Raw genomic sequence first — 22,153 nt, 5'->3', positions numbered from 1 at the left:
GCGGTGCGGACGGCTGCGGTCATGATCCGTCCCTCGGGGCGAGCGCCAGGTAAACGGCGGCGAAATCCGTGACGGCGATCAGTTCCGCGAGGGTCTCCAGGTCGTCGCCGTCCTCCGGCTCCAGCTCGCTGATCGCGATGTCGTGGCCGTGGGCCAGCTCGCGGGCCGTGGGCGCGGCGCTGAGGCCCCCCGCGTCCACCGGGCGGTCGCGGAGCAGGACGACGCGGGCGCGCAGTCGTTGGGTTTCCTCGACGCGGTCGCGGAAGAAGTCGTCGTCGCCGTCGCCACCGCCGCTCGGGGCGAGGTTGCCCGCGAGCAGGGCGCCGTGCGCGGGCAGCGACTCGGGCAGCTCGCCCGCGACCGCCGGGTGTCCCGCCAGCTCGGCGAGCGTGGCGGCAAAACGCCGGCCTACGGGACCCGCGAGGTGTCCCTCGGTCCAGATCACCGGGAGGGCGTCGGCGAGCTCGGCGGCGAGCGTCTTGGCGGGGTTGCTGTACGTCGCGATGACGGGGCCGCAGCGTTCGGCGACGTTGTCGAGGCGGTCGGCGATCTTCTCCAGGGTCTCGACCGGTGCGGTGATCAGGCCGGTGCGGTCCAGGAGGATGAGGAGCGGGGTGAGCAGGGCCCAGAGGGTGGCGGGGGCGGACGCGGCGGCCTCGCCGCTCACGCGGCGCGCCTCGTACGTTCCTGACGCGCGCTCTCCGTCGTGCGGGGCTTCGTACTCCCCGTACGGCGAGGTGGCCATCGCGACCGTGAGGCCGTGCGTGCCTTCGACGCCCTCGGCCAGCGGGGAGCGGGCGGGGGCGACGGCCACGACCGTGCAGCCGCGACGGTAGGCCTGCTCGGCGAGGAGTTCGAGACCTGGTTCCGTGCCGTCCGGGGTGGCGACGAGCAGCAGGTCCAGGGGGCCCGCCCAGCCGGGGAGGGCCCAGCGCAGGGCGCCTGCGGCGGGGGCCACGCCGGTGGGGGCGAGGCGGATCACGGGGCAGCCCGTGCCCGCGAGGGTGCCGAGCAGGTCGGCGACGCAGGTGGCTGCGGTGCCGGGGCCCGCGATCAGGATGGCGCGGGGGCGGCCGTCCGGCTTGAGCTGCGTGAGCCCGGCCTCCGTGGCGTGCCGGACCGCGGTGCGGACGCGTGCGCCTGCCTCCGCGGCACCGCGGAGGAGGCCTCGGCGGTCGGCCAGGGCGAGGGCCTCGGGTGCGTCGAGGAGCGATTCGTCGAGCATGGGGTCGGGCCTCCGATTCGCCGGGCGGCGGGGTGCGGGGCGCCGCCGGTCGCTCATCTTTGTCGTTGCGCCGGGCCTTGCGGTCGCCTTGCGCCGGGCCTTGCGCGGGCCTTGCGGTCGCCTTGCCGGCGGGGCTTCGCGGGGCCTTGCGCGGGCCTTACGCGGGGCGGCGGGCCTCGTCGACGAGGAGTACGGGGATGTCGTCGCGGACGGGGTAGGCCAGGCCGCATTCCTTGCTGTCCGCGGTGCAGATCAGCTCCGCTTCCGCCTCCTTGAGGGGGGCGTGGCAGGCCGGGCAGGCGAGGATCTCCAGGAGGCCGGCTTCGAGCGGCATGGGGTGGGTCCCTTCGAGTGGGGCGGGTAAGGAATGTCGCCTGGTCAGCCTACGCTGGCCCCTGGGCCTTGGGTGTGTACGGCCGGGGCTTCGCCCCAGGGGTCCTGGGTGGGGCTCGGCGTTGTTCTTTTCCCGCGGGCGGGTGGGCGTTTGTGCCCACCCGTTCCGCCTTGCGGAACGCCTGCCCACAATACGGAGCGGCCCGGGTCGGCAAGTGCGCCGGAACGCCCGCCCCACGAACGGGGTGCGCGGGGCGGGCAGGAGCGATGGAACGCCCGCCCACAAGCAGGGCGGCCCCGGGTGGGCAAGTGCGCCGGAACGCCTCCCCGCGGATGGGGCGGTCCGGGTGAGCGAAGGTGCCAGGGCTGCCGCCCACCAGCGTGACGGCGGCGGAACGCCAGGCGCGCTGCCCGCCAGTGCGGTGGCAGCCGGGGTGGATGCCAGGTGCCCTGCCGCCCCCACCCCCGCGACTCCCCTCGTTCAGCCCCTGATGATGGCCAGTGCCTCGTCCCTCGCCCTGGTCATGGTGGGCTCGTCCCTTGCCTCTACGTTCAGGCGGAGGAGCGGCTCCGTGTTGGAGGCTCGGACGTTGAACCACCAGTCCGTGGCCGTCACCGTGAGGCCGTCCAGGTCGTCGATGGTGACGCCCTCCTCGGCTTCGTACCTCGCCTTGATCGCCGCGAGGCGGGCCGTCTGGTCGTCGACCGTGGAGTTGATCTCGCCGGACGCGGCATAACGGTCGTACTGCGCGACGAGGGCCGACAGCGGGCCGTCCTGGCCGCCGAGCGCGGCGAGGACGTGCAGTGCGGCCAGCATGCCCGTGTCCGCGTTCCAGAAGTCGCGGAAGTAGTAATGCGCCGAGTGCTCGCCGCCGAAGATGGCGCCCGTCTTGGCCATCTCCTCCTTGATGAACGAGTGGCCCACACGCGTGCGGACCGGCGTGCCGCCGTTCTCCCGCACGACCTCGGGGACCGACCACGAGGTGATGAGGTTGTGGATGACCGTGCCCTTGCCGCCGTTGCGCGCGAGCTCGCGCGAGGCGACCAGGGCGGTGATCGCCGACGGGGCGACAGGGCCGCCGTTCTCGTCGACGACGAAGCAGCGGTCCGCGTCGCCGTCGAAGGCGATGCCGAGGTCGGCGCCCTCCTCGCGGACCCGCTCCTGGAGGTCCACGATGTTCTTCGGGTCGAGGGGGTTGGCCTCGTGGTTCGGGAACGTGCCGTCCAGCTCGAAGTACATCGGTACGAGCGTCAGCGGCAGGCCGTCGAAGACCGTCGGGACGGTGTGCCCGCCCATGCCGTTGCCCGCGTCGACGACGACCTTGAGGGGGCGGATGGAGGTCAGGTCCACCAGGCCGCGCAGGTGCGCCGAGTAGTCCTTGAGGGTGTCCCGCTCCGTGAGCGTGCCGGGCGTGGCCGCGGGCTCCGGAGCGCCGGACTCCGACCACTCCTCCACCAGGGCGCGGATCTCGGCGAGGCCGGTGTCCTGGCCGACCGGGGCGGCGCCCGCGCGGCACATCTTGATGCCGTTGTACTGCGCGGGGTTGTGCGAGGCGGTGAACATCGCGCCCGGCAGGTTCAGCGCACCCGACGCGTAGTAGAGCTGGTCCGTCGAGCAGAGGCCGATCTCCGTGACGTCGACGCCGAGCGCCGCGGCCCCGCGTGCGAAGGCACGGGAGAGGCCGGGTGACGAAGGCCGCATGTCGTGCCCGGTGACGATCGCGTCCGCGTCCGTCACCTTCGCGAAGGCCGCGCCGAACAGTTCCGCCAGCGACTCGTCCCACTGGTCCGGGACCACCCCGCGCACGTCGTACGCCTTCACGATCTGGGACAGATCAGCAGTCACGGCCAACCCTCTCTGCAGGTTCTGCGAGTTCAGCGACACCGGCGAGTGCTCGCCGGTGTCCCCAAACTACCCGCAACAACTGACAACCAGCTGTGAGCGTCGTCAAAGCCGTCGGCTGCTCTCGTCAGGGCAGCATCCAGCCGAGTACCACCGTGCTCTGCCCCACCACGATCAGGCACATCACCAGCAACAGGCCGAGGCTCCAGGGCAGCACCTTGCGCAGCAGATCGCCCTCCTTGCCCGCGAGTCCGACCGCCGCGCACGCGATCGTCAGGTTCTGCGGGGAGATCATCTTGCCGAGCACGCCGCCCGAACTGTTGGCGGCGGCGAGCAGTTCGGGCGAGAGCCCCGACTGCTGGGCCGCCGTCACCTGGAGCGCGCCGAAGAGCGCGTTGGCCGAGGTGTCGGAGCCGGAGACCGCGACGCCGAACCAGCCGAGCACCGGCGACAGGAACGCGAGGCCCGCGCCCGCCGCAGCCACGAAGTGGCCGATGGTGGCGGCCTGTCCGGACAGGTTCATCACGTAAGCGAGGGCGAGCACGGAGGTCACGGTGAGGATCGCGAACCGCAGTTCGTGCACGGTCGCCAGCCATTCCCGCACCGCCACGCGCGCGTGCACCCCGATGATGGCCGCCGTGGCCACGCCCGCGAACAGCACGAGCGTCCCGCCCGTCGCCACGAGCGGCAGCGAGAAGAGGTTGCCCGCGATCGGGTCGCCCTCGGGGTTGGCGACGTTCAGGAAAGGCCAGTCGAAGGTCTGTGTCGCCTTGGCCAACAGGTCCTTCACGGGCGGGATCTGGGCGACGGAGAAGATGGCCACGATGAGCGCGTACGGGGCGTAGGCGCGCAGAATCTCGGGGCGCGGGTCGTCCTGGTCCAGGTCTTCACTGCGTACGCCGGTCAGGACCGCGGCACGTACGGGCTCCGCGGCGGGTTTGCGTGCGCTCGGCACCGCCACGAGGGCGCCCGCGCCCGCCAGCGCGGCCCCGATGTCGGCCAGCTGGGCGGAGACGTAGTTGGAGGCGGCGAACTGCGCGGCGGCGAAGGCGAATCCGCAGGCGAGGGCGGGCACCCAGGTCTCGCGCAGCCCGCGCCGCCCGTCCACGAGGCCGACCAGGAGCAGCGGCACGACGAGAGCGAGCAGCGGTGTCTGGCGGCCGACGACCGTGGCCACGGTGTCCAGCGGAAGCCCGGTGACCTGGGCGAGCGTCACCACGGGGGTGCCCATGGCGCCGAAGGCGACGGGTGCGGTGTTGGCCACGAGGGCGACCACCGCGGCCTTCACCGGGTCGAAGCCGAGCGCCACCAGCATCACCGCGGAGATCGCGACGGGCGCCCCGAAGCCCGCGAGGGCCTCCAGGAGCGCCCCGAAGCAGAAGGCGACCACGAGTGCCTGGATGCGCGGATCGTCCGAGAGCCGCCCGAAGGAGCGGCGCAGGATGTCGAAGTGCCGGGTGCGGACGGTCATCCGGTACACCCACAGGGCGTTGACGACGATCCACAGGATGGGGAAGAGCCCGAAGAGTGCGCCTTGCGCGGCGCCGGAGGCGGTCTGGCCGAGTGGCATCCCGTACGCGACCCAGGCGACCAGGGCGGCGACGCCGAGGCCGATGAGGCCCGCGTGGTGGGCCTTCATACGGACGACGCCGAGCAGGACGAGGACGGTGAGGAGGGGCAGGGTCGCGATGAGGGCGGACAGGCCGAGCGAATCGGCCACTGGCTCCAGCTGCTGCACGTACACGGGCGGCTCCCCGGTTTCCGTGATGGTTTCCGTGGTGGTTTCCGTGATGCGGAAAGTGATCTCTCACGAGTGGGGGAATGGTCGTGTCGACGGCGTGGGCACGTCAATGGGTTGCGCGAGAGAACTTGTTCAGCGGTAAACGACAGGCGCCTACGGAGAGGGGCACCCCGGAAACCGGAGAGGGGCGCTCAGGAACTCGGGAAGAGAGGGCGCTCAGGAATCCGGTGAGCGCAGAACCCGCAGATGGCCGCGGCGCGCGACCTCCATCGGGTCCGCCCTGCGCGGGCCGCCGCCGGCCTCCGCCGTGCGCTCCTGCGGGCGGGCCGCCTCGCGCACCGCGTTGGCGAGCGCTTCGAGGTCGTCACCGCTGGGGCGGGCAGGACCCGCCGAGTCCGCGAGGCGGACGACCTCCCAGCCGCGGGGCGCGGTGAGGCGCTCGGAGTGCTCGGCGCACAGGTCGTAGCAGTGAGGTTCGGCGTAGGTGGCGAGGGGGCCGAGGACCGCGGTCGAGTCGGCGTAGACGTACGTCAGCGTCGCGACGGCGGGACGGCCGCAAGCGGTGCGCGAACAGCGACGTACAGGGCTCACGATGTTGGACGGTACCGCACTCTTGAGCGGGCCGCGACGACTCCCCGCGAGCTCACCCCACCGTGTCGTGCCGCGCCCCCCGACACCACACGTTCGCGTGACGCCTCTCTGACCTGCGGTGACGCAAGGGGTCTGGGTGACCAGTGGTGTTGAATCCGGACAGTAGTTGGCTCAAATACCGTCGTTCACCGTGGGATCGACGGTCCCGGAGAGATGCGGAATCGGACCCGAGCCTGGCCGGAACGGTCATCGCGCGACATGTCACGCACCGTACGGACGTCGTACAGAAGCAGTACGGAAGCCGGGCGGAAGCTGTGCGGAAACAGCGATCTCGAGGACTAGTCTTCGTCAGTGATGGACGACCCCGTAGAGCCCCCCACCACCGACCCGAGGCCCCGCCGCCGCGACCGCCACGGCAGGGGCATGCGCGGCCCCGTCGCGCCGCCCCAGGTGCCGCTCTCCGCCAGCCGCGCCGAGGTCTTCACCGACCTGGTGCAGGACTCCGTGGAACGCCTCGAACGGCGGTGGCCGCAACTGAGCGAGATCGAGTTCCTCGTGCTCGAGGTGCCCGCGCTGGGGCCGGGCGCGGGTTCGGGGCCGGCTTCGGGCGACGACGACTGGAGCGATGACATCGTGCCGCTGGGCGGCATCATCGAGGCCTCCGAGGACCGGCCCGCCCGGGTGGTCATCTACCGGCGCCCCGTGGAGATCCGGACCAAGGGACGCGAGGAGCGGGCCGCGCTCGTCCACGAAGTGGTGGTCGAGCAGGTCGCCGAGCTGCTCGGGCTCTCGCCCGAGTCGGTGGACCCGCGGTACGGAGAGGACTGACCGCTCCCCCACGCCCCGCCGAGCCCGGCCGACCGGGCTACTTCTGCAGCACCTTCAGATCCTGTTCCGCCTGCGGCACCGACACCGTCCCCCTGTCGTCCGGCAGGGTCTGGATGGTGAACATGGGGATGCCGTCCTCCGGGTCCTCCAGCATGCGGGAGGCGTGGACGTCGCCCCCCGACACCGGTTCCACCGTGAGTGCGTACGTGCCCTTGAGGCCGCTCGGTACGGGGGCCTTGATCCCCAGGGTCGTGCCGCCCTTGACCGTGTACGTCTTGCTCGTCGACGTGCCGCCCTCGCTGCCCTCCGAGGCCGTGACCCGCACCTTGCCGGTCTTGCCGGGGGCCACGAGGGACAGCGTGGAGCCCTTGGCCCGGTTGTCGGCCACCGTCGCGCGCGTGCCGATCGCCTTCGTGGCGGGGATGAACGCCGTCTCCTGATCGGCGCCCTTGCCCCGGGTGACACGCAGGGCGGCCACCACCGGTGCCGCTTCTTCAGTCGGCGTCAGGATCAGGGAGCCCGCCTCGCCCTTGGTGACGTCGCCCAGGTCGACGGCGCTCGTCATGCCGGACTTGACGTGCAGGTTCGCGTGTCCGGCCGGGCTGATCGAGCCGTTCGGCGAGGCCAGTTGGACCTTCAGGTCGGCGTCGTCGGGGCCGGGCGCGAAGGCCACGAGGCGCACGGAGGTGGCGTCCTTGGGGATGCCGGGCAGGACCACGCGGCTCGCGGGGTCCGCCGACGCGGGCAGCCAGTCGCCGCCGAGCTTGTCGTCCGAGGACTGCACGGCGGCCGCGACCCGGCCGCTGCGCGCGGTCACGTGCATCGTGAGGTTGGTCTGCTCCTTGGGCGAGAGCGTGGAGAGCAGGACCGGCACGCTGGAGTGCGGCTGGACCTGGATCGCCTCGCCCACCTCGGTCTTGAGTGCGCCGTCCTTGCCGTACAGCTCGATGTCGACGACGGCCGCCGAGTCGTCCGGGTTGGTCAGGTGGACGTAGTCGCTGCGGCCCTTGGCGCTGCTCGCGCCCGGGAACCAGAAGTCCGTGTCGGGCGCCGTGCAGTTGGCGCCCTGGAGGCCGCGACCGCTGCCCACGGAGTACTTGGTGGTCTGCTGGACGGTCCAGCCGGGGGCGAGCTTGCCGTCGGCGGTGCCCAGGAGCGCGGGTGAAGTTCCGCCGGACTCCTCACCGGTGACGGGCTTGCCCGGCGCCTTCGAGGTCAGGAAGGGCTTGGCGGCCTTCTTCGTGTCCTTGCCGCCGTCCTTCGGAGCGTCCGTCAACTCCTTCGTCGCGGGCAGCAGTTCCGCCTTGCCCGCTTCGCCCGATTCCTCACCCTTGGGGGTGAACGCCGTGTACGAGGTCTCGGCGAGGTCGGAGGAACTGGGCACCGGGCAGAGCAGGCTCGTGCGCTCGACGGGCAGCCGCGCGGCCGCCTTCGCACCGCCGTCGCCGCTGCCCTCGGGGGCGTTGGCGACGGCGAATCCGGTGACGGCGGCGAGTGCGGCCACCGCGGCGATCAGGGACTGGGTCGAGCGGTTCACTGCTGGCTCCCGTCGGGGCGCTCACTGTCGGTGCCGTGCGGCGGCTGCGGGGGCTGCGGCGGCATCGGGGGCTGCTGCTGCCCGTACACGGGGTCGTACGGCTGCCCGTACTGCTCGCCGCCGCCCTGTACGCCTCCGTAGGCGTACGGGTCGTACTGGCCGCCCTGGTAAGGGTCCTGGTACGCCAACTGGTCAGCCTGGTCGTAGCCGCCCGTCTGGTACTGCGCGTCCTGGTACTGCTGCTCGCCCTGGTACGTGCCGTAGTCGGCGCCCGCGTGTGCGGGGGCCTCCCACTCCTCGTACGACTGCTGCTGGGGAACCGCCGCGAAGGCCTCCTCCTCCGGAGGAGGCGGAGGCGTACCGGCGTCGTCCTGCCCGGCGTCTGACTGTGCGGCTTGCGCGGCGTCCTGCTCGGCCTGTGCGGCGCGCAGCCTGCGGGCCCTGCGCCCCTCGCCCTCGACGGGCTGGGCCGGGATGACGGGCTCGTCGGGGAGGTCGTCGTCCACCTCGCGGCGGCGTCCGGGAAGAGCCATGACCACCAGGACCACGGCGAGCGCGCCCTGCGCCCAGAGCCATCCCGTGTGGCCCACGGGGGTGTCGTAGGTGACGTCCAGGGTGCCGCCCGACGCGGGCAGTTCGAAGCCCTGCGCCCAGCCGTCCAGCGTCGTCCTGGTCAGCGGTTGGCCGTCCAGGGTCGCCGTCCAGCCCTCGTCGGCCGCGTCGGCGAGCCGCAGGGTGCGGCCCTCGTCGCCCGCCGGGATGTTCGTGTGCAGCGCCACGGGGCCCGCGGCGACCGGCATGGGGTCGCCGGACGCGGGCACGATCGCGGCGCGCGAGACCTGCCGGTCCACACGCCACAGGGCGCTGCCGTCCTCCTGGCTGAGCCGGGTGAGGCCGGGTGTGGAGTCCAGGGTGCGGCTCATCTGGCGGGGAGCGCCGTCGCGTACGAGGACGTAGCGAACGGCGAAGCCGCCGAGCTGGTCGGCCTGGTCGGCGCCGGAGCCCGCGAGGAGCCTGGCGACGATCTTGTCGAGGCGCTGGTTCGAGCCGCCGGCCTCGGCGAGTTCGGCGTCACCGAGCCGGGCGCCGGAGCCGCGGACGAGCGTGTACGCGACCTGGGCGGGCGAGTCGCTGTCCAGGACGAGCGTGCGGGCCTGGTCCTGCGTGCCGCTCTCCTCGGCGACGAACGCGGGCACCTGCACCGGGTCGCGCCGCTCCATGGGGCCGTCGGCGCCGCGGATCATCCACCCGGCGGCGACGAGCAGCGGACCTGCGGCCGCCGCGAAGGCGATGAGGACGGCGACCGGCTGGCGCCAGCCGAAGCTCTGCTCGGCGACACGCGTGCGTGCGCCGTCGGCGCCGAGTGCGGCGGCGGCAAGGAGCGCGATGCCGTAAGCGAGGGTGGCGGGGCCCGCCCACGCAGAGTCGTTCGAGAGCACCGCGAAGACCAGCGCGACAAGGGCGGCGATCCAGGCGGTGCGGACGGCGAGCTGCCGCTCGGTGCGCAGGAGCGCGGCAAGGGCGGCGAGCACGATGCCGATGAGCAGAAGCCCGTCCACGGTCCCGGGACCGCCGGGGCTGCCCCCGAGCAGGTCGAGGCCGGTCGCGGAGCCGGCGCCGAACTCGAGTCCGGCCTCACCGAAGAAGCCGAAGGGCAGCAGCGAGAGCGACCAGGGCGCGAGGATCAGGAGCGGGGTGCCGAGCGCGGCGAGGAAGCGGAGGCCGTACGCCGTGATGTCGCGCCTCTGGACCACGAGGAGCGCGAGGCCGAGCACGAGGGCGATCGGCCAGACGACCGGCGTGAAGGCGGTGGTGAGCGTCAGGAGCAGGGCGAACGCCCAGGAGGCGCGCCAGCTCCCGCGGTTGCCCTCCGAAGAGGTGAGGCCGCTCGCCGCGATGCCCGCGCGCGCCATGAGCGGCAGCAGGATCGCGAGGACGGCGGTGCCGATGCGTCCGCCCGCGAGCGCGCCCGTGGCGGCCGGCAGGAAGGCGTACGCGACCGAGGCCCAGGCGCGCAGCAGGCGCGACTCGACCAGTGGCCGTGAGGCGAAGTAGGCGGCGAACCCGGCGAGGGGCACGGAGCCGACGAGGAGCACGGTGACCGCGAGCCCGGTGGATCCCAACAGCAGGGTGCTGAGCCCCGCGACGAGCGCGAGATAGGGCGGCGCCGACTGTGTGCCGCCGGTCCCCACGGGATGCCAGGCGTCCAGATAGCGCGCCCAGAGGGCGGAGGAGTCGCCGGGTGCGGGCAGCAGCGCGCCGCCCGCGAGTGCGCCGCCGCCGAGGAGTTCGCGGCAGGCGATGAGCGAGGCGAAGAGCAGCACCACGAAGAGCATCGGACCCGGCTTGCGGGCCAGGCGCTTCAGGCGTGCGAACTGCTCGACCTGGAGGAAGTCGGCGTCGTCCCCGCCGGGACCGGATTCGACAGTTCCGTGCCGTCCCGCGCCGGTGACGGCTTCGGGGTCGGAGCGGCCGACGAGATCGCCCGCGACCTGTTCGACGGTGGCGCGCACGGTGGCGCCGGGCGGCGGGAAGAGCGGCCGCATCTCGGCCGGTTCGAGCGCCGACCTGCCGCGCTTCTTGCGTGCGGCGGTGATCCGTCCGGGCCGAAGGAGCGTCCCCAGGAGACCGGCGACCTCGTCGACCGCCTGGCCGGGGACCTTGCCGACCAGATAGGCGACGGTACGCAGCAGGGTGCCCACCACGAGCCGGAAGAGCACCCAGGGCAGCACGGCCGTGCGGGCGTTGACGAGCAGGGTGTAGACCGCGCCCGCCTTGTCCACGCGGTGCGGCGACGTCGACGTACGGCCGACGCAGTCGACGGTGCGGCGCTCGCGCGATGAGGCTTCGGCGTGCCGGACGACGGCTTCGGGGGCGACGAGCACGCGGTGGCCCGCGTTCTGGGCGCGCCAGCACAGGTCGACGTCGTCCCGCATGAGCGGAAGGCGCCGGTCGAACCCGCCGAGCTCGTCGAAGACGTCACGCCGGATCAGCATGCCCGCGGTGGACACCGAGAGGACGGGCCGTACGTGGTCGTGCTGGCCCTGGTCCTGTTCGCGGCGGTCGATGCCGGTCCAGCGGCGGCCGCTGTTGGCGATGGAGACGCCGACTTCCAGGAGCTGGCGGCGGTCGTACCAGCCGCGCAGCTTGGGGCCGACGATCGCGACGTCCTTGCCGATCTCGCGTTCGTTCTCCACGACGCGGAGCAGCTCGGTCAGGGCGTCCGGGTCGGGCGCGCAGTCGTCGTGCAGCAGCCAGAGCCACTGCTCGGGTTCGCCGTGCGGCAACTCCGGGAGGTCGTAGTTGTCGTCGCGCCAGGTCCGGCTGACCGGGTCCCAGCCGCTGGGGCGCTTCAGATAGGGCAGCTCTTGTGGGGTCAGCACGCCGGCGGTGCGGTTCGCCTCGTCGACGGCGGTGCCGAAGCCGGAGCGCCGGGCCAGGTGCAGGACGCGGTCGGGGCCGAGTGCCTCGGTGACCAGGCGCGCGGAGTCGTCCGCGCTGCCGGTGTCCGCGGCCACGGCGTTCTGCACCGGACGCTCCTGGCCGAGCAGGCCTGCGAGGGCGTCGGGCAGCCAGCGGGCGCCGTCGTGGGAGACGATCACGGCGGTGACGACGTGCCGCGGGAACTCAGGGGCGGCAGCGTCGTGGTGACTGGCTGCCGTATGGCTGTGCACGGACATCGAGGTACGGGCCCCGGTTCGATGGACTGCGGTGGACGCCTGCGCTTCATGGGGGCGCCGGGGCGTCTCGGACGGGGCCCCACACTAACGGCTGGCATCACAACAGCCCGCCGCCTGTGGATGACCCACGGGCGACGGACTGTTCCTTACGTAGGGGTGTGTGCCGATTGTTCGGGCGGTACGGGCTCGCGTTCGCGCTCTCCTGTTGGCGCGATACCGGCTCGTGTTCGCGCGGAACTGGCCCGTGTTCAGACGGCGGCCTTCTTCAGGCGGCGGCGTTCGCGCTCCGAAAGGCCACCCCAGATGCCGAACCGCTCGTCGTTCGCCAGTGCGTACTCCAGGCATTCCGAGCGAACCTCGCAGGCGAGGCAGACCTTTTTGGCCTCTCTCGTGGAGCCGCCCTTCTCGGGGAAGAAGGACTCGGGATCGGTCTGGGCGCACAGTGCGCGCTCCTGCCAGCCGAGTTCCTCGTCCGCGTCCTCGACCAGCAGTTCCTGAACCAGCTCGGTCATGTGCGCCCCTCGTCTGTCTGTCGTCCCCGTGGTGCTTGCCGTTTCCGGTTTCGGCTGAACGACACGAGTGAAATTACAAGTGTGCCGATCCGCGCCAGTCAAGCCGAGATCTGCTATTGGGTCCCTTATTCACCCTGCGGAACCAAGCTAATGCGGAAAGTGTTCAAATCGGCATAAACGCTGACACTTGCCAGTGACCTGCCCCAGGGCACCCCGCATGCGCCCCGCGACCCCCCTCACCAGGGAAGGACGCCACGGAGATCGGCCCCGTTGCGATCACCCCGCAGAAGCGAAGCGGATCACATTCGGGTCACGGGATCACATCGGGGTTTACGAGGCGGTGGAGGCACGATGTGTCGGTGTGTCCCCTGGGTGTCCCGTGCATCCGGTGCACAAACCTTTCACCTGAGAGAACAACCGGATGAGGTGAAACATATCCCACATACCGGACATAGAGTTGACAGGGAAGGTGTGAGCCGATGTCCTAGTGGGCATGCTCGCAAACTTGGCACTCTCGACGACCCGCACCAGCGGGCTCCTCGGTGCTGTCCACGCGCGCTGTCGCTGTTCCTGTTCCAGCTGTTGAGCCATACCGCTTCCAGCTGTTGAGCCCGCTCCGGCGCTTCATCGCCCGAGCCCCCGAATCAACGCCTTTCCGCATCGCCTTTTCGGCTTGTTTCGAGCACCTCCCCGCTCCACCTTCCCTCGCGACACCCCAGCACTCACGTTGAGGAACCACCGCAGCATGAACAGCGACAGCGACCTCCAGATCGCCGGCGACATCCTCGAAGTCACGCACCTCCTGCAGCCCGCCCGCGAGCACCCGGCGACCGTGGCCGAGTTCGTCGGCCTGGCACGCACCATCGCGGCCGACCGCGCGCAGTGGGCCCACCTCGTCGAGTACGACGCGACGAGCCGCTGGTACCACCGCCTGCGCACGGGGCCCGGATACGAGGTCTGGCTGCTCTCCTGGGTGCCGGGACAGGGCAGCGGCCCGCACGACCACGGCCGCTCCTCCGGCGTACTCACGGTCCTGGAGGGTGAACTGACGGAGCGTACGGAGCGCGGGCAGCGCGCGATCGGCGCCGGGGTCCAGCGCGTGTTCGCGCCCGGGTACGTGCACGACGTCGGCAACGACTCCCTCGAACCGGCCGTCAGCCTGCACATCTACTACCCCGGCCTGACCGACATGCCGATGCACGCGGCGCAGTGCGGGGTGCGGGCCGGCGCTCCGGCCGCCGGAGATGTCGTAACCGCCTGACACGTTGTCGTACCTGCCTGACATGCTTGGGCCCATGCGCATTGTGGTCCTGGCCGGCGGTATCGGCGGCGCCCGTTTCCTCCGCGGGCTCAAGAAAGCCGCGCCTGACGCGGACATCACCGTCATCGGCAACACCGGTGACGACATTCACCTGTTCGGGCTCAAGGTCTGCCCCGACCTCGACACCGTGATGTACACGCTCGGCGGCGGCATCAACGAGGAGCAGGGCTGGGGGCGTACGGACGAGACGTTCAAGGTCAAGGAAGAACTCGCCGCGTACGGGGTCGGGCCCGAGTGGTTCGGCCTCGGCGACCGGGACTTCGCCACGCACATCGTGCGGACGCAGATGCTGGGCGCCGGATTCCCGCTCAGCGCGGTGACGGAAGCGCTCTGCGAGCGGTGGCAGCCCGGCGTGCGGCTCATCCCGATGTCGGACGACCGCGTCGAGACGCATGTCGCCGTCACGGTCGACGGCGAGCAGAAGGCCGTGCACTTCCAGGAGTACTGGGTGCGGCTCAGGGCGTCCGTGGACGCGCACGCCGTCGTGCCGGTCGGCGCCGACCAGGCCAAGCCCGCGCCCGGTGTCCTGGAGGCGATCGCCGACGCGGACATCGTGATCTTCCCGCCGTCCAACCCCGTGGTGAGCGTCGGGACGATCCTCGCCGTGCCGGGGATCCGCGAGGCCATCGCCGACGCGGGCGTGCCCGTCGTCGGGCTCTCCCCCATCGTCGGGGACGCTCCGGTGCGGGGCATGGCCGACAAGGTGCTCGCCGCGGTGGGCGTGGAGTCGAGCGCCGCCGCGGTCGCCGAGCACTACGGGAGCGGGCTGCTCGACGGGTGGCTCGTCGACACGGTGGACGCGGGGGTCGTGGAGCGGGTCGAGTCGGCGGGGATCCAGTGCCGGGCGATTCCGCTGATGATGAGCGACATCGACGCGACCGCCGAGATGGCGCGTGCGGCGCTCGCGCTGGCGGAGGAGGTGCGGGCGTGAGTTCCTCCTCCGATGCCGTCGCGGATTCTGTTCCCGATGCCGGGGCTTCGCCTTCGTTCCGGGTGTGGGCCGTTCCCGGGCTGCCCGAGGTGCGGCAGGGGGACGACCTCGCCAAGCTGATCGCCGCCGCCGAGCCGGGGCTCGCCGACGGCGACGTACTCCTCGTCACCTCGAAGATCGTCAGCAAGGCCGAGGGGCGGATCGTCGAGGCGAGCGACCGCGAGGCGGCCATCGACGCGGAGACGGTACGGGTCGTGGCGCGGCGCGGGACCCTGCGCATCGTCGAGAACCGACAGGGCCTCGTGATGGCCGCCGCCGGTGTCGACGCATCGAACACGGCGTCCGGGACCGTGCTGTTGCTGCCCGAGGACGCCGACGCGTCGGCGCGTGCGGTGCGCGGCGGGCTGCGGGACGCGCTGGGCGTGGACGTCGGGGTCGTGGTCACGGACACCTTCGGGCGGCCCTGGCGCAACGGCCTCACCGATGTCGCCATCGGGGCCGCGGGCGTGCGGGTCCTCGATGATCTGCGGGGCGGCGTGGACGCGTACGGCAATCCGCTGAGCGCGACGGTCGTCGCCACCGCTGACGAGTTGGCTGCCGCCGGGGATCTGGTGAAGGGGAAGGCCGAGGGGCTGCCGGTCGCGGTGGTGCGGGGGCTTTCGCACGTCGTCGGCGAGGCAGTCGTCGGCGAGGCTGAGGAGGGGGCCCGGGTGATGGTGCGGAGCTCCCGTGACGACATGTTCCGGCTCGGGACGTCCGAGGCCGTGCGGGAGGCGGTGACGCAGCGGCGGACCGTCCGGGAGTTCACGGACGAACCGGTGGACCCCGGGGCCGTGCGGCGGGCCGTGGCGGCGGCGGTGACCGCGCCCGCGCCGCATCACACGACGCCGTGGCGATTCGTCCTCCTTGAGTCCGAGGAGTCGCGGGTGCGGCTGCTCGACGCGATGCGGGACGCTTGGGTCTCGGACCTGGAGCGGGACGGGAAGTCCGCCGATTCCGTCGCCAAGCGGGTGCGTCGGGGGGACGTGCTGCGCAAGGCCCCTTACCTGGTCGTGCCTTGTCTTGTCATGGACGGCTCCCATACGTACGGGGACGAGCGGCGGGACGCGGCGGAGCGGGAGATGTTCGTGGTCGCCGCGGGGGCCGGTGTGCAGAACTTCCTGGTCGCGCTCGCCGGGGAGCGTCTTGGCTCCGCGTGGGTTTCCTCGACGATGTTCTGCCGGGATGTCGTACGGGACGTGCTCGGGCTTCCGGGGTCGTGGGACCCGATGGGGGCTGTGGCTGTGGGGCATGCGGCGGGTTCGCCTGCGGCTCGGGCCGAGCGGGATGTGGGGGACTTCGTACAGGTGCGGTAGCTCGCCGGGGGCGTTGGGGGGCGTGGCTGTGGGCTCTGCGCTTGGCTGCGGGCGGGTGGGGGCTTGGCGCGCCGTTCCTCGCGCCCCTTACGGGCCGCCCCGACGTTGCTCAGAGTCTGGCTATGTCCGTCTTTGGCATCTTTGGCGTTCTGCGGGACGGCGTGTGGCCGCTCAGGAGGATCAGGCGGGCCGCTCGGTGGCGTTGGCCGTCGTAGGGGGTGAGGAGACGCAGCATCTCCTCGTCGTCCGCCTCTCGGTTGCCCGACAGTGCGTAGCCGATGATTCCCGGCAGGTGGAGGTCGCCCACCGTGACCGCGTCCGGCGCGCCGTTGCTCCGCTGGATCGTCTCCGCCGACGTCCACGGGCCGATGCCCGGGATCAGTTCCAGGCGGGCCCGGGCCTTGAGCGGCTCCATCGCCGCCGCCTCCTCCATGCGCGCGGCGACCCGCGTCGCACGCAGGATCGTCGACGCGCGTTTGTCGTCCACTCCCGCCTTGTGCCACTCCCAGGACGGGATCAGGGTCCAGGTCCTCGGGTCCGGCATGACGTGCATGCGCAGCTGCGCGGGGACCGGGCCCGGGGCCGGTTCGCCGTACTTGCGGACCAGTAGGCGCCACGCGCGGTACGCCTCGTCCGTCGTGACCTTCTGTTCCAGGATCGACGGGATCAGGGACTCCAGGACCAGGCCCGTGCGGATCAGGCGGAGGCCTGGGCGGCGGTGCGCTGTCGCCGCGAGGAGGCGGTGGCGGGGGGTGAAGTCCTGCGGGGTGTCCGAATCGCCGAGGAGGTGCGGGAGTTGGTCCAGGAGCCAGGTGGCTCCCGGGCCCCAGGCCTCCGCCTCCACCGTGTCGTCGCGCAGGGCCGCCCTGAGGGTGCCGGGGCCCTGTGGGGTGCGGCTTGCCCGCCAGGCCGAGCCGTCCGGGGTCACCCTGAACGTGGGGTCCGCCGGGCCCCTTCGCAGGGGGCCCAGGGTCAGGCCCATGTTCAGGGGGTAGGGCGGGGTCCAGGTGCGGGTCTGCGCCGCCGTTGCCCGGCGGGGGGTGCCGCCCTGGGGGATCGCCGTTTCGCCGCCGCGCACCGTGGTGCGGGTGGGGGTGGAGCGGGGGGCGAAACGGGATGACATCTGTACGAGGGTAAGGGCTTCCACCGGCTGCGCCGAGCTCGTTCTCAATCGCCGGACGGGCTGAAAATCACTGGTCCGACGAGAACCGCACCGCCCCCGCCGGCACCCTCGCCCCGCACCACACCCGTACGCCGTCGCGCAGTTCGTTGTCGGCGCCGACCTCCGCGCCGTCGCCGATCACCGCGCCCGCGAGGACCGTGCGTGCGCCCACCCTCGCGCCCGCGCCGATCAGGGAGTCGGTGATCACTGTGTTCGGTTCTACGACCGCGCCCGCGAGGACCGTGCTGCCGTCCACCCGTGCGCCCTCGCCGACCACCGCGTTCTCGCCGACGACCGTGCCGCCGGTGAGCTTGGCGTCCGGGGCGACCGTGGCCGTGGGCAGGATCAGGCGGTCGCCGCAGCGGCCCGGGATCGCGGGGGACGGGGCGCGGCCGAGGACCAGGTCCGCCGAGCCGCGTACGAAGGCCTGGGGTGTGCCCAGGTCCAGCCAGTACGTGGAGTCGACCATGCCCTGGAGGTGGGCTCCGGAGGCCAGGAGGTCGGGGAACGTCTCGCGCTCCACGGACACCGGGCGGCCTGCCGGGATCGTGTCGATGACCGAGCGCCGGAACACGTACGCGCCCGCGTTGATCTGGTCGGTGACGATCTCCTCGGGGGTCTGCGGCTTCTCCAGGAAGGCCTGCACCCTGCCCGTCGCGTCGGTCGGCACGAGGCCGTACGCGCGGGGGTCGTCGACCTTCGTGAGGTGCAGGGAGACGTCCGCCCCCGACTCCTCGTGCGTGCTGACAAGGGCCCGGATGTCCAGGCCCGTGAGGATGTCGCCGTTGAAGATCAGGACCGGGTCGTCGGGTCCTGAGCGCAGGCGCGATGCCACGTTGCGGATCGCGCCGCCCGTGCCGAGGGGCTCGGTCTCCGTGACGTACTCGATGTGGAGGCCGAGCGCCGAGCCGTCACCGAAGTACGGCTCGAAGACCTCGGCGAGGTACGAGGTCGCCAGGACGATGTGCTCCACGCCTGCCGCGCGCGCCCGCGCCAGCTGGTGGGTGAGGAACGGGACGCCTGCCGCCGGAACCATCGGTTTGGGGGTGTGCACCGTGAGCGGACGGAGCCGGGTGCCCTTGCCGCCGACCAGGAGGATCGCTTCTGTCACCTGTCGTCTCTGCTTCCTGCTGGGGCCGGCCGAACTTGAGTCGCGGCCGGCCAGTGTATGCAGATGGCTTTGCAGATCGTGCAGCGTGCTGTGCAGGTCGTGCGGTGTGCCACAGACTCAGCGGCCCTGGTATCGGGCTGCGGTGGACCGGGCCTTGCTCAGCTTCCCGTACAGGCGAATACCGGGGCACTCCGTGGCGAAGCCGTCACGATGTCCGGAGATCACATGGAGCCGGACGTTCTTGCCTTTCGTGTACAGATTGCCACCCCCGGACTTCAGATATGTCGATCCTCGCGGGTTCGCGCCATACATGCCGAGCTTCCAGGCGGTCAGCCGGGCGATCGCGTTCACGACGGCCGCGGGCGGGTTGGAGTAGCCGAAACTGCCGAGGACGGCGATGCCCGTGCTGTTGGTGTTGAAACCGAGAGTGTGGGCCCCGAGGACGGGCTTGGCCACACCTCCGGCACGCCCTTCGTAGATGTTTCCGCACTTGTCGACGGCGAAGTTGTAGCCGAAGTCACGCCAGCCGAGACTCTTGACGTGATAGCGGTAGATGCTGCGCAGCACGGACCCCGCCTGCGAGCAGCTGTAGTTGTTGCCGGACGCGCTGTGGTGCACGAAGGCCGCCTTCACCTTCTTCGTGTACGCGAACTTCTTCTCGCGGAGCTTCTCGTTCGCGCCCCAGCCCTTGCGCGTGATGATGCGCGGCCGGGGGCCCACATAGGGCCTGGCCTTCCCCGCGGCCTCCGGTCCGCCGCGGCCCGCGATGAGCTCGGACTCCGTCTTCTTCTTGCTGAGCGCGGGGATGACGTCGGCACCCAGCGGCGCCAGGCCGGCGTTGGCCTCGGAGGCGGCGGCGGTCTCTGCGGTCAGGGGCGCGGCGGCGGCGCCCTTGGGCCGGGAGCCCTGCGGGGGCGGCTCGGCGCCGGGGTCGACGAGTTCGAGGCGCAGGCCCGCCGGGAGTGCCTGCGCCGCGGCAGCGCGAGGCCCGGCGCTCGCGCGCTGCTCCGCCGCCTCGCCCCGGACGCGGATCTCGACGCCGTCCGAGTCGCCGACCCACAGCGGTGCCGTGGAGCCGCGGGTCTTGCCCGAAGCCCTCTCCTCGGCGTCCGGGTCGGCGGCGTGCTCGTGGTTGTGCGTCTCCACGGGCTGCCAGGCGGACCAGGCGCCGGTGCCGCTCGCACGCGTGCGGACCTGGACGCTGCCGTGCAGTTCGTCGTCCGGGTCGTCCCAGATGACGCCGACGAGGGAGAAGGGCTTGACCTCTCGCTGGAGCAGGCCCTGTTCGCGGGACGCGCCGCCGCCCTGGGAGCGGTCGGAGCCGAGTGAGGAGAGCGGGAGGGACTGGGTGCTGCCCGGGACCGATTCCGCGGATCTCTGGGACGGCGACTGGGGAGCCGGGGTCACGGCGCTGGCGCCGGACGACGGCAGGGTGAGGGGAAGCGCCAGGGCGGCCGCGCACGTGACGCCGATCGAAGAAGCTACAAATCCACGCATACGTCTGATGGTCCGCGTTTTTGAACATATCTGTCCATTGGGGAATTGACGGACCGTCGGTTCGTGTCCGCCGAACCGGTGGCCCGCACTCCCCCGCCACGCCCGGGGTCACCAGGGCACGCGCGTACCCTTGCGCCCGTGAACGCCACCGACCGCACCCCTGCCGACCTGCTGCGATCCGCGCTCGCCGCGGACCCGGGCCGCCCACTGATCACCTTCTACGACGACGCCACCGGTGAGCGCGTCGAATTGTCCGTGGCCACCTTCGCCAATTGGGTGGCCAAGACCGCCAACCTGCTCCAGGGAGATCTCGCCGCCGAGCCGGGCGACCGGCTCGCGCTGCTGCTCCCCGCGCACTGGCAGACGGCGGTCTGGCTGCTCGCCTGTTCTTCCGTCGGTGTCGTCGCGGACGTGGGCGGCGACCCTGCCGGTGCCGACCTCGTCGTCAGCGGGCCCGAGTCGCTCGACGCGGCGCGGGTCTGCTCCGGGGAGCGGGTGGCGCTCGCGCTCCGGCCGCTCGGCGGGCGCTTCCCGCAGGCGCCCGACGGCTTCGCCGACTACGCGGTCGAGGTGCCGAGCCAGGGCGACCGTTTCGTTCCGTACGCTCCTGTCGACCCGGACGAGCCCGCCCTCGCCGTCGCCGGGGGCGACGAGCTGACGGGGGCGCAGCTGGTGGAGCGGGCCCGCGCCGACGCCGACGCACTGGGGCTCGCGCCCGGTTCCCGGCTGCTCTCGGGCCTGTCGTACGACACCTGGGAGGGCCTGAGCTCCGGCCTGTACGCCCCGCTGGCGGCCGGCGGCTCCGTGGTGCTCTGCCGCCATCTCGACCAGCTCGCCGACGGCGGCCTCGCCAAGCGCGTCGAGGACGAGCGGGTCACCGCCACCGTCCCCGCCAAGTAGCCAGAGCCCTCGCCGTCCCCCGTTCGGCTCACAGCAGCCCCCGGCCCGCAGGCCCCCGGCGTCCCGTCGGTCCATGGTCGTAAGACGCACCATGCACCGACGTCGCTATGAGGGGTGGACGTACACGTGTCCGACACCGCAGGCCCGCCCGCCGGACCGGAGCGCCCGGATCCGGACGGCGCGCCGCCTGAGCCGACGGCCACGTACGCACCCGGCGCGGGCTCAAGCCCCACGGGTGAGGGCGTGGCCCGGCGCAGGCGGCGCTGGCTGCGCTGGACGGCCATGGGGGCGGCGGGCCTCGTACTGGTCGCCGGGGGCGTCGGGTGGGTCGTCTACAACAAGCTCGACGGCAACATCACCAAGGACACCGACGCCGCGGCGGAGCTGGCGCGCTACGACAAGGAGCGCCCGACGGCGCTGGTGCACGGCGCGCAGAACATCCTGCTCATCGGCTCCGACACCCGGGCCGGACGGGGCAACAAGAAGTACGGGCGCGATCCGGGGACCCAGCGCTCGGACACCACGATCCTGCTGCACCTCGCGGCCGACCGGAAGAGTGCGACCGCGATGTCGATCCCGCGGGACGTGATGGTGGACATCCCGCGCTGCCGCAAGCCCGACGGATCGCGGACGCGGGCGCAGTTCGCCCAGTTCAACTGGGCTTATGAGTTCGGCGGGACGGCCTGCACCATTCGTACGGTCGAGAAGATGACGAAGATCCGCGTGGACCACCACATGGTCGTGGACTTCGCCGGGTTCAAGGACATGGTCGACGCCGTCGACGGCGTACAGGTCTGTCTCAAGCGGCCCATCAACGACGCCGACGCCCATCTGAAGATCGCCGCGGGCAGGCAGACACTCAACGGCGAGCAGGCGCTCGGCTACGTGCGGGCCCGCAAGAGCATCGGCAACGGCAGTGACACCGACCGGATGGACCGCCAGCAGCAGTTCCTCGCGGCACTCGTCAACAAGGTGCAGAGCAATGACGTCCTGCTCAATCCGGCGAAGCTCTATCCGGTTCTCGACGCGGCGACTTCTTCGCTCACGACCGACCCGGCACTGGCGAGTTTGCGTGGTTTGTACGAACTGGTGCGCGGCATGCGCAACATCCCCACAGAACAAGTGCAGTTCCTCACCGTGCCCCGGCGGTCCTATGTCTACGACGCCAATCGGGATGAACTCGTCGAGCCCGCGGCGGACGAACTTTTCACCCGGCTCCGAACAGACGCACCCCTCCAGGTGAGCCGCGAAGAACCCGAGACCTCCCCCAGCCAGGAACAGGCGGATGGCGCTCATGACGGGGCCGGCACCCACGAGGACTCGGCGGGCGACGAGGACTCGGACGGCTACGACGGCTCCGGTGCGGACTGGAGCGACGAGAAGCCGGACGACCCTTCGCAATCGCCGAGCCCCGCTCCCACATTCCGGGGCAACACGGCTGCCGGAACGACCTGCGAGTAAAGCCATGCTCAAGCGCAAGACCGCCTGCACAAAGAAATAGGGCAGATTGCCCAGTTGTATGGGAGTGGAATTTGTCACCGACGTCGTTCAGCGCTGAACTGGCCGGATAGTGTGAGCGATCCGGT

At 71.7% G+C, this 22,153-nt stretch carries 17 protein-coding genes; 6 read left to right on the top strand and 11 right to left on the bottom strand.

Annotated features, from left to right (window positions below):
• Positions 1-19: 19 nt before the first annotated feature.
• From ACWFRJ_RS22385 to ACWFRJ_RS22365, 5 genes are all read right to left on the bottom strand, one after another.
• A complete protein-coding gene (locus ACWFRJ_RS22385) occupies positions 20-1,225 on the bottom strand; it encodes an SIS domain-containing protein (protein ID WP_453533474.1) in 1,206 nt (401 codons plus the stop codon).
• A 157-nt stretch (positions 1,226-1,382) separates the two neighbouring features.
• Positions 1,383-1,559, bottom strand: coding sequence for a Trm112 family protein (locus ACWFRJ_RS22380; RefSeq protein WP_389904494.1), 177 nt, complete (start codon positions 1,557-1,559; stop codon positions 1,383-1,385).
• 480 nt (positions 1,560-2,039) lie between these two features.
• Entirely contained in the window at positions 2,040-3,404 is a 1,365-nt protein-coding gene (locus ACWFRJ_RS22375; protein WP_453533470.1) for a phosphomannomutase/phosphoglucomutase, read from the bottom strand.
• A 124-nt stretch (positions 3,405-3,528) separates the two neighbouring features.
• A complete protein-coding gene (locus ACWFRJ_RS22370) occupies positions 3,529-5,145 on the bottom strand; it encodes an L-lactate permease (RefSeq protein WP_453533467.1) in 1,617 nt (538 codons plus the stop codon).
• Between the two features lie 213 nt (positions 5,146-5,358).
• Positions 5,359-5,733 carry a DUF3499 domain-containing protein gene (locus ACWFRJ_RS22365; protein ID WP_389904498.1) on the bottom strand — a complete coding sequence of 125 codons (375 nt, stop codon included), beginning with the start codon at positions 5,731-5,733 and terminating at the stop codon, positions 5,359-5,361.
• A 354-nt stretch (positions 5,734-6,087) separates the two neighbouring features.
• On the opposite strand from ACWFRJ_RS22365, the gene ACWFRJ_RS22360 reads away from it, so the two are divergent.
• Positions 6,088-6,561 (top strand): metallopeptidase family protein, encoded by a 474-nt coding sequence (locus ACWFRJ_RS22360; RefSeq protein ID WP_453533463.1) that lies wholly within the window; start codon positions 6,088-6,090, stop codon positions 6,559-6,561.
• 37 nt (positions 6,562-6,598) lie between these two features.
• On the opposite strand, the gene ACWFRJ_RS22355 is transcribed toward ACWFRJ_RS22360, so the two are convergent.
• The 3 genes from ACWFRJ_RS22355 to ACWFRJ_RS22345 form a co-directional block, all read right to left on the bottom strand.
• Positions 6,599-8,098 carry a DUF5719 family protein gene (locus tag ACWFRJ_RS22355; protein ID WP_453533460.1) on the bottom strand — a complete coding sequence of 500 codons (1,500 nt, stop codon included), beginning with the start codon at positions 8,096-8,098 and terminating at the stop codon, positions 6,599-6,601.
• Entirely contained in the window at positions 8,095-11,778 is a 3,684-nt protein-coding gene (locus ACWFRJ_RS22350) for a glycosyltransferase (RefSeq protein WP_453533457.1), read from the bottom strand. Before ACWFRJ_RS22350 ends, ACWFRJ_RS22355 begins: the two co-directional genes overlap by 4 nt.
• Positions 11,779-12,026: 248 nt before the next feature.
• On the bottom strand, positions 12,027-12,290 hold the full coding sequence (locus ACWFRJ_RS22345) for a WhiB family transcriptional regulator (RefSeq protein ID WP_016642094.1): 264 nt from the start codon (positions 12,288-12,290) through the stop codon (positions 12,027-12,029).
• A 745-nt stretch (positions 12,291-13,035) separates the two neighbouring features.
• On the opposite strand from ACWFRJ_RS22345, the gene ACWFRJ_RS22340 reads away from it, so the two are divergent.
• From ACWFRJ_RS22340 to ACWFRJ_RS22330, 3 genes are read left to right on the top strand one after another with little or no spacing between them, the layout of a single operon-like run.
• Complete coding sequence (locus tag ACWFRJ_RS22340; protein WP_453533452.1) at positions 13,036-13,551, top strand: cysteine dioxygenase; 516 nt, start codon at positions 13,036-13,038, stop codon at positions 13,549-13,551.
• A gap of 34 nt (positions 13,552-13,585) precedes the next feature.
• Positions 13,586-14,542, top strand: coding sequence for a 2-phospho-L-lactate transferase (gene cofD / locus ACWFRJ_RS22335; protein WP_453533449.1), 957 nt, complete (start codon positions 13,586-13,588; stop codon positions 14,540-14,542).
• Entirely contained in the window at positions 14,539-15,897 is a 1,359-nt protein-coding gene (locus tag ACWFRJ_RS22330) for a coenzyme F420-0:L-glutamate ligase (RefSeq protein WP_453533446.1), read from the top strand. The genes cofD and ACWFRJ_RS22330 overlap by 4 nt, the downstream gene beginning before the upstream one ends.
• Before the next feature lie 109 nt (positions 15,898-16,006).
• Here ACWFRJ_RS22330 and ACWFRJ_RS22325 read toward each other — a convergent pair whose 3' ends face one another.
• The 3 genes from ACWFRJ_RS22325 to ACWFRJ_RS22315 all read right to left on the bottom strand — a co-directional run bounded on the left by ACWFRJ_RS22325 (position 16,007) and on the right by ACWFRJ_RS22315 (position 19,667).
• A complete protein-coding gene (locus ACWFRJ_RS22325; protein WP_453533443.1) occupies positions 16,007-17,020 on the bottom strand; it encodes a DNA-3-methyladenine glycosylase family protein in 1,014 nt (337 codons plus the stop codon).
• 67 nt (positions 17,021-17,087) lie between these two features.
• A complete protein-coding gene (locus tag ACWFRJ_RS22320) occupies positions 17,088-18,170 on the bottom strand; it encodes a sugar phosphate nucleotidyltransferase (RefSeq protein ID WP_453533440.1) in 1,083 nt (360 codons plus the stop codon).
• 117 nt (positions 18,171-18,287) lie between these two features.
• Positions 18,288-19,667, bottom strand: a complete 1,380-nt coding sequence (locus tag ACWFRJ_RS22315) for a peptidoglycan recognition protein family protein (protein ID WP_453533437.1) — start codon at positions 19,665-19,667, stop codon at positions 18,288-18,290.
• A 138-nt stretch (positions 19,668-19,805) separates the two neighbouring features.
• On the opposite strand from ACWFRJ_RS22315, the gene ACWFRJ_RS22310 reads away from it, so the two are divergent.
• The gene (locus ACWFRJ_RS22310) at positions 19,806-20,567 is read left to right on the top strand and encodes a TIGR03089 family protein (protein ID WP_453533435.1); all 762 of its coding nucleotides are present in this window, start codon (positions 19,806-19,808) and stop codon (positions 20,565-20,567) included.
• A 126-nt stretch (positions 20,568-20,693) separates the two neighbouring features.
• Entirely contained in the window at positions 20,694-22,028 is a 1,335-nt protein-coding gene (locus ACWFRJ_RS22305; protein ID WP_453533432.1) for an LCP family protein, read from the top strand.
• The last annotated feature ends 125 nt before the right edge of the window (positions 22,029-22,153 follow it).

This window comes from Streptomyces sp. NPDC055239 (genome assembly GCF_053606205.1).
Note: the sequence above shows the minus strand (reverse complement) of the source record. Positions and strands in the feature narration are given on the sequence as shown.

Coding starts and splice junctions, on each gene's coding strand:
- cofD (WP_453533449.1), top strand. CDS start 13,586: ATGCGCATTGTGGTCCTGGCCGGCGGTATCGGCGGCGCCCGTTTCCTC.
- ACWFRJ_RS22325 (WP_453533443.1), bottom strand. CDS start 17,020: ATGTCATCCCGTTTCGCCCCCCGCTCCACCCCCACCCGCACCACGGTG.
- ACWFRJ_RS22385 (WP_453533474.1), bottom strand. CDS start 1,225: ATGCTCGACGAATCGCTCCTCGACGCACCCGAGGCCCTCGCCCTGGCC.
- ACWFRJ_RS22345 (WP_016642094.1), bottom strand. CDS start 12,290: ATGACCGAGCTGGTTCAGGAACTGCTGGTCGAGGACGCGGACGAGGAA.
- ACWFRJ_RS22315 (WP_453533437.1), bottom strand. CDS start 19,667: ATGCGTGGATTTGTAGCTTCTTCGATCGGCGTCACGTGCGCGGCCGCC.
- ACWFRJ_RS22360 (WP_453533463.1), top strand. CDS start 6,088: ATGGACGACCCCGTAGAGCCCCCCACCACCGACCCGAGGCCCCGCCGC.
- ACWFRJ_RS22380 (WP_389904494.1), bottom strand. CDS start 1,559: ATGCCGCTCGAAGCCGGCCTCCTGGAGATCCTCGCCTGCCCGGCCTGC.
- ACWFRJ_RS22350 (WP_453533457.1), bottom strand. CDS start 11,778: ATGTCCGTGCACAGCCATACGGCAGCCAGTCACCACGACGCTGCCGCC.
- ACWFRJ_RS22340 (WP_453533452.1), top strand. CDS start 13,036: ATGAACAGCGACAGCGACCTCCAGATCGCCGGCGACATCCTCGAAGTC.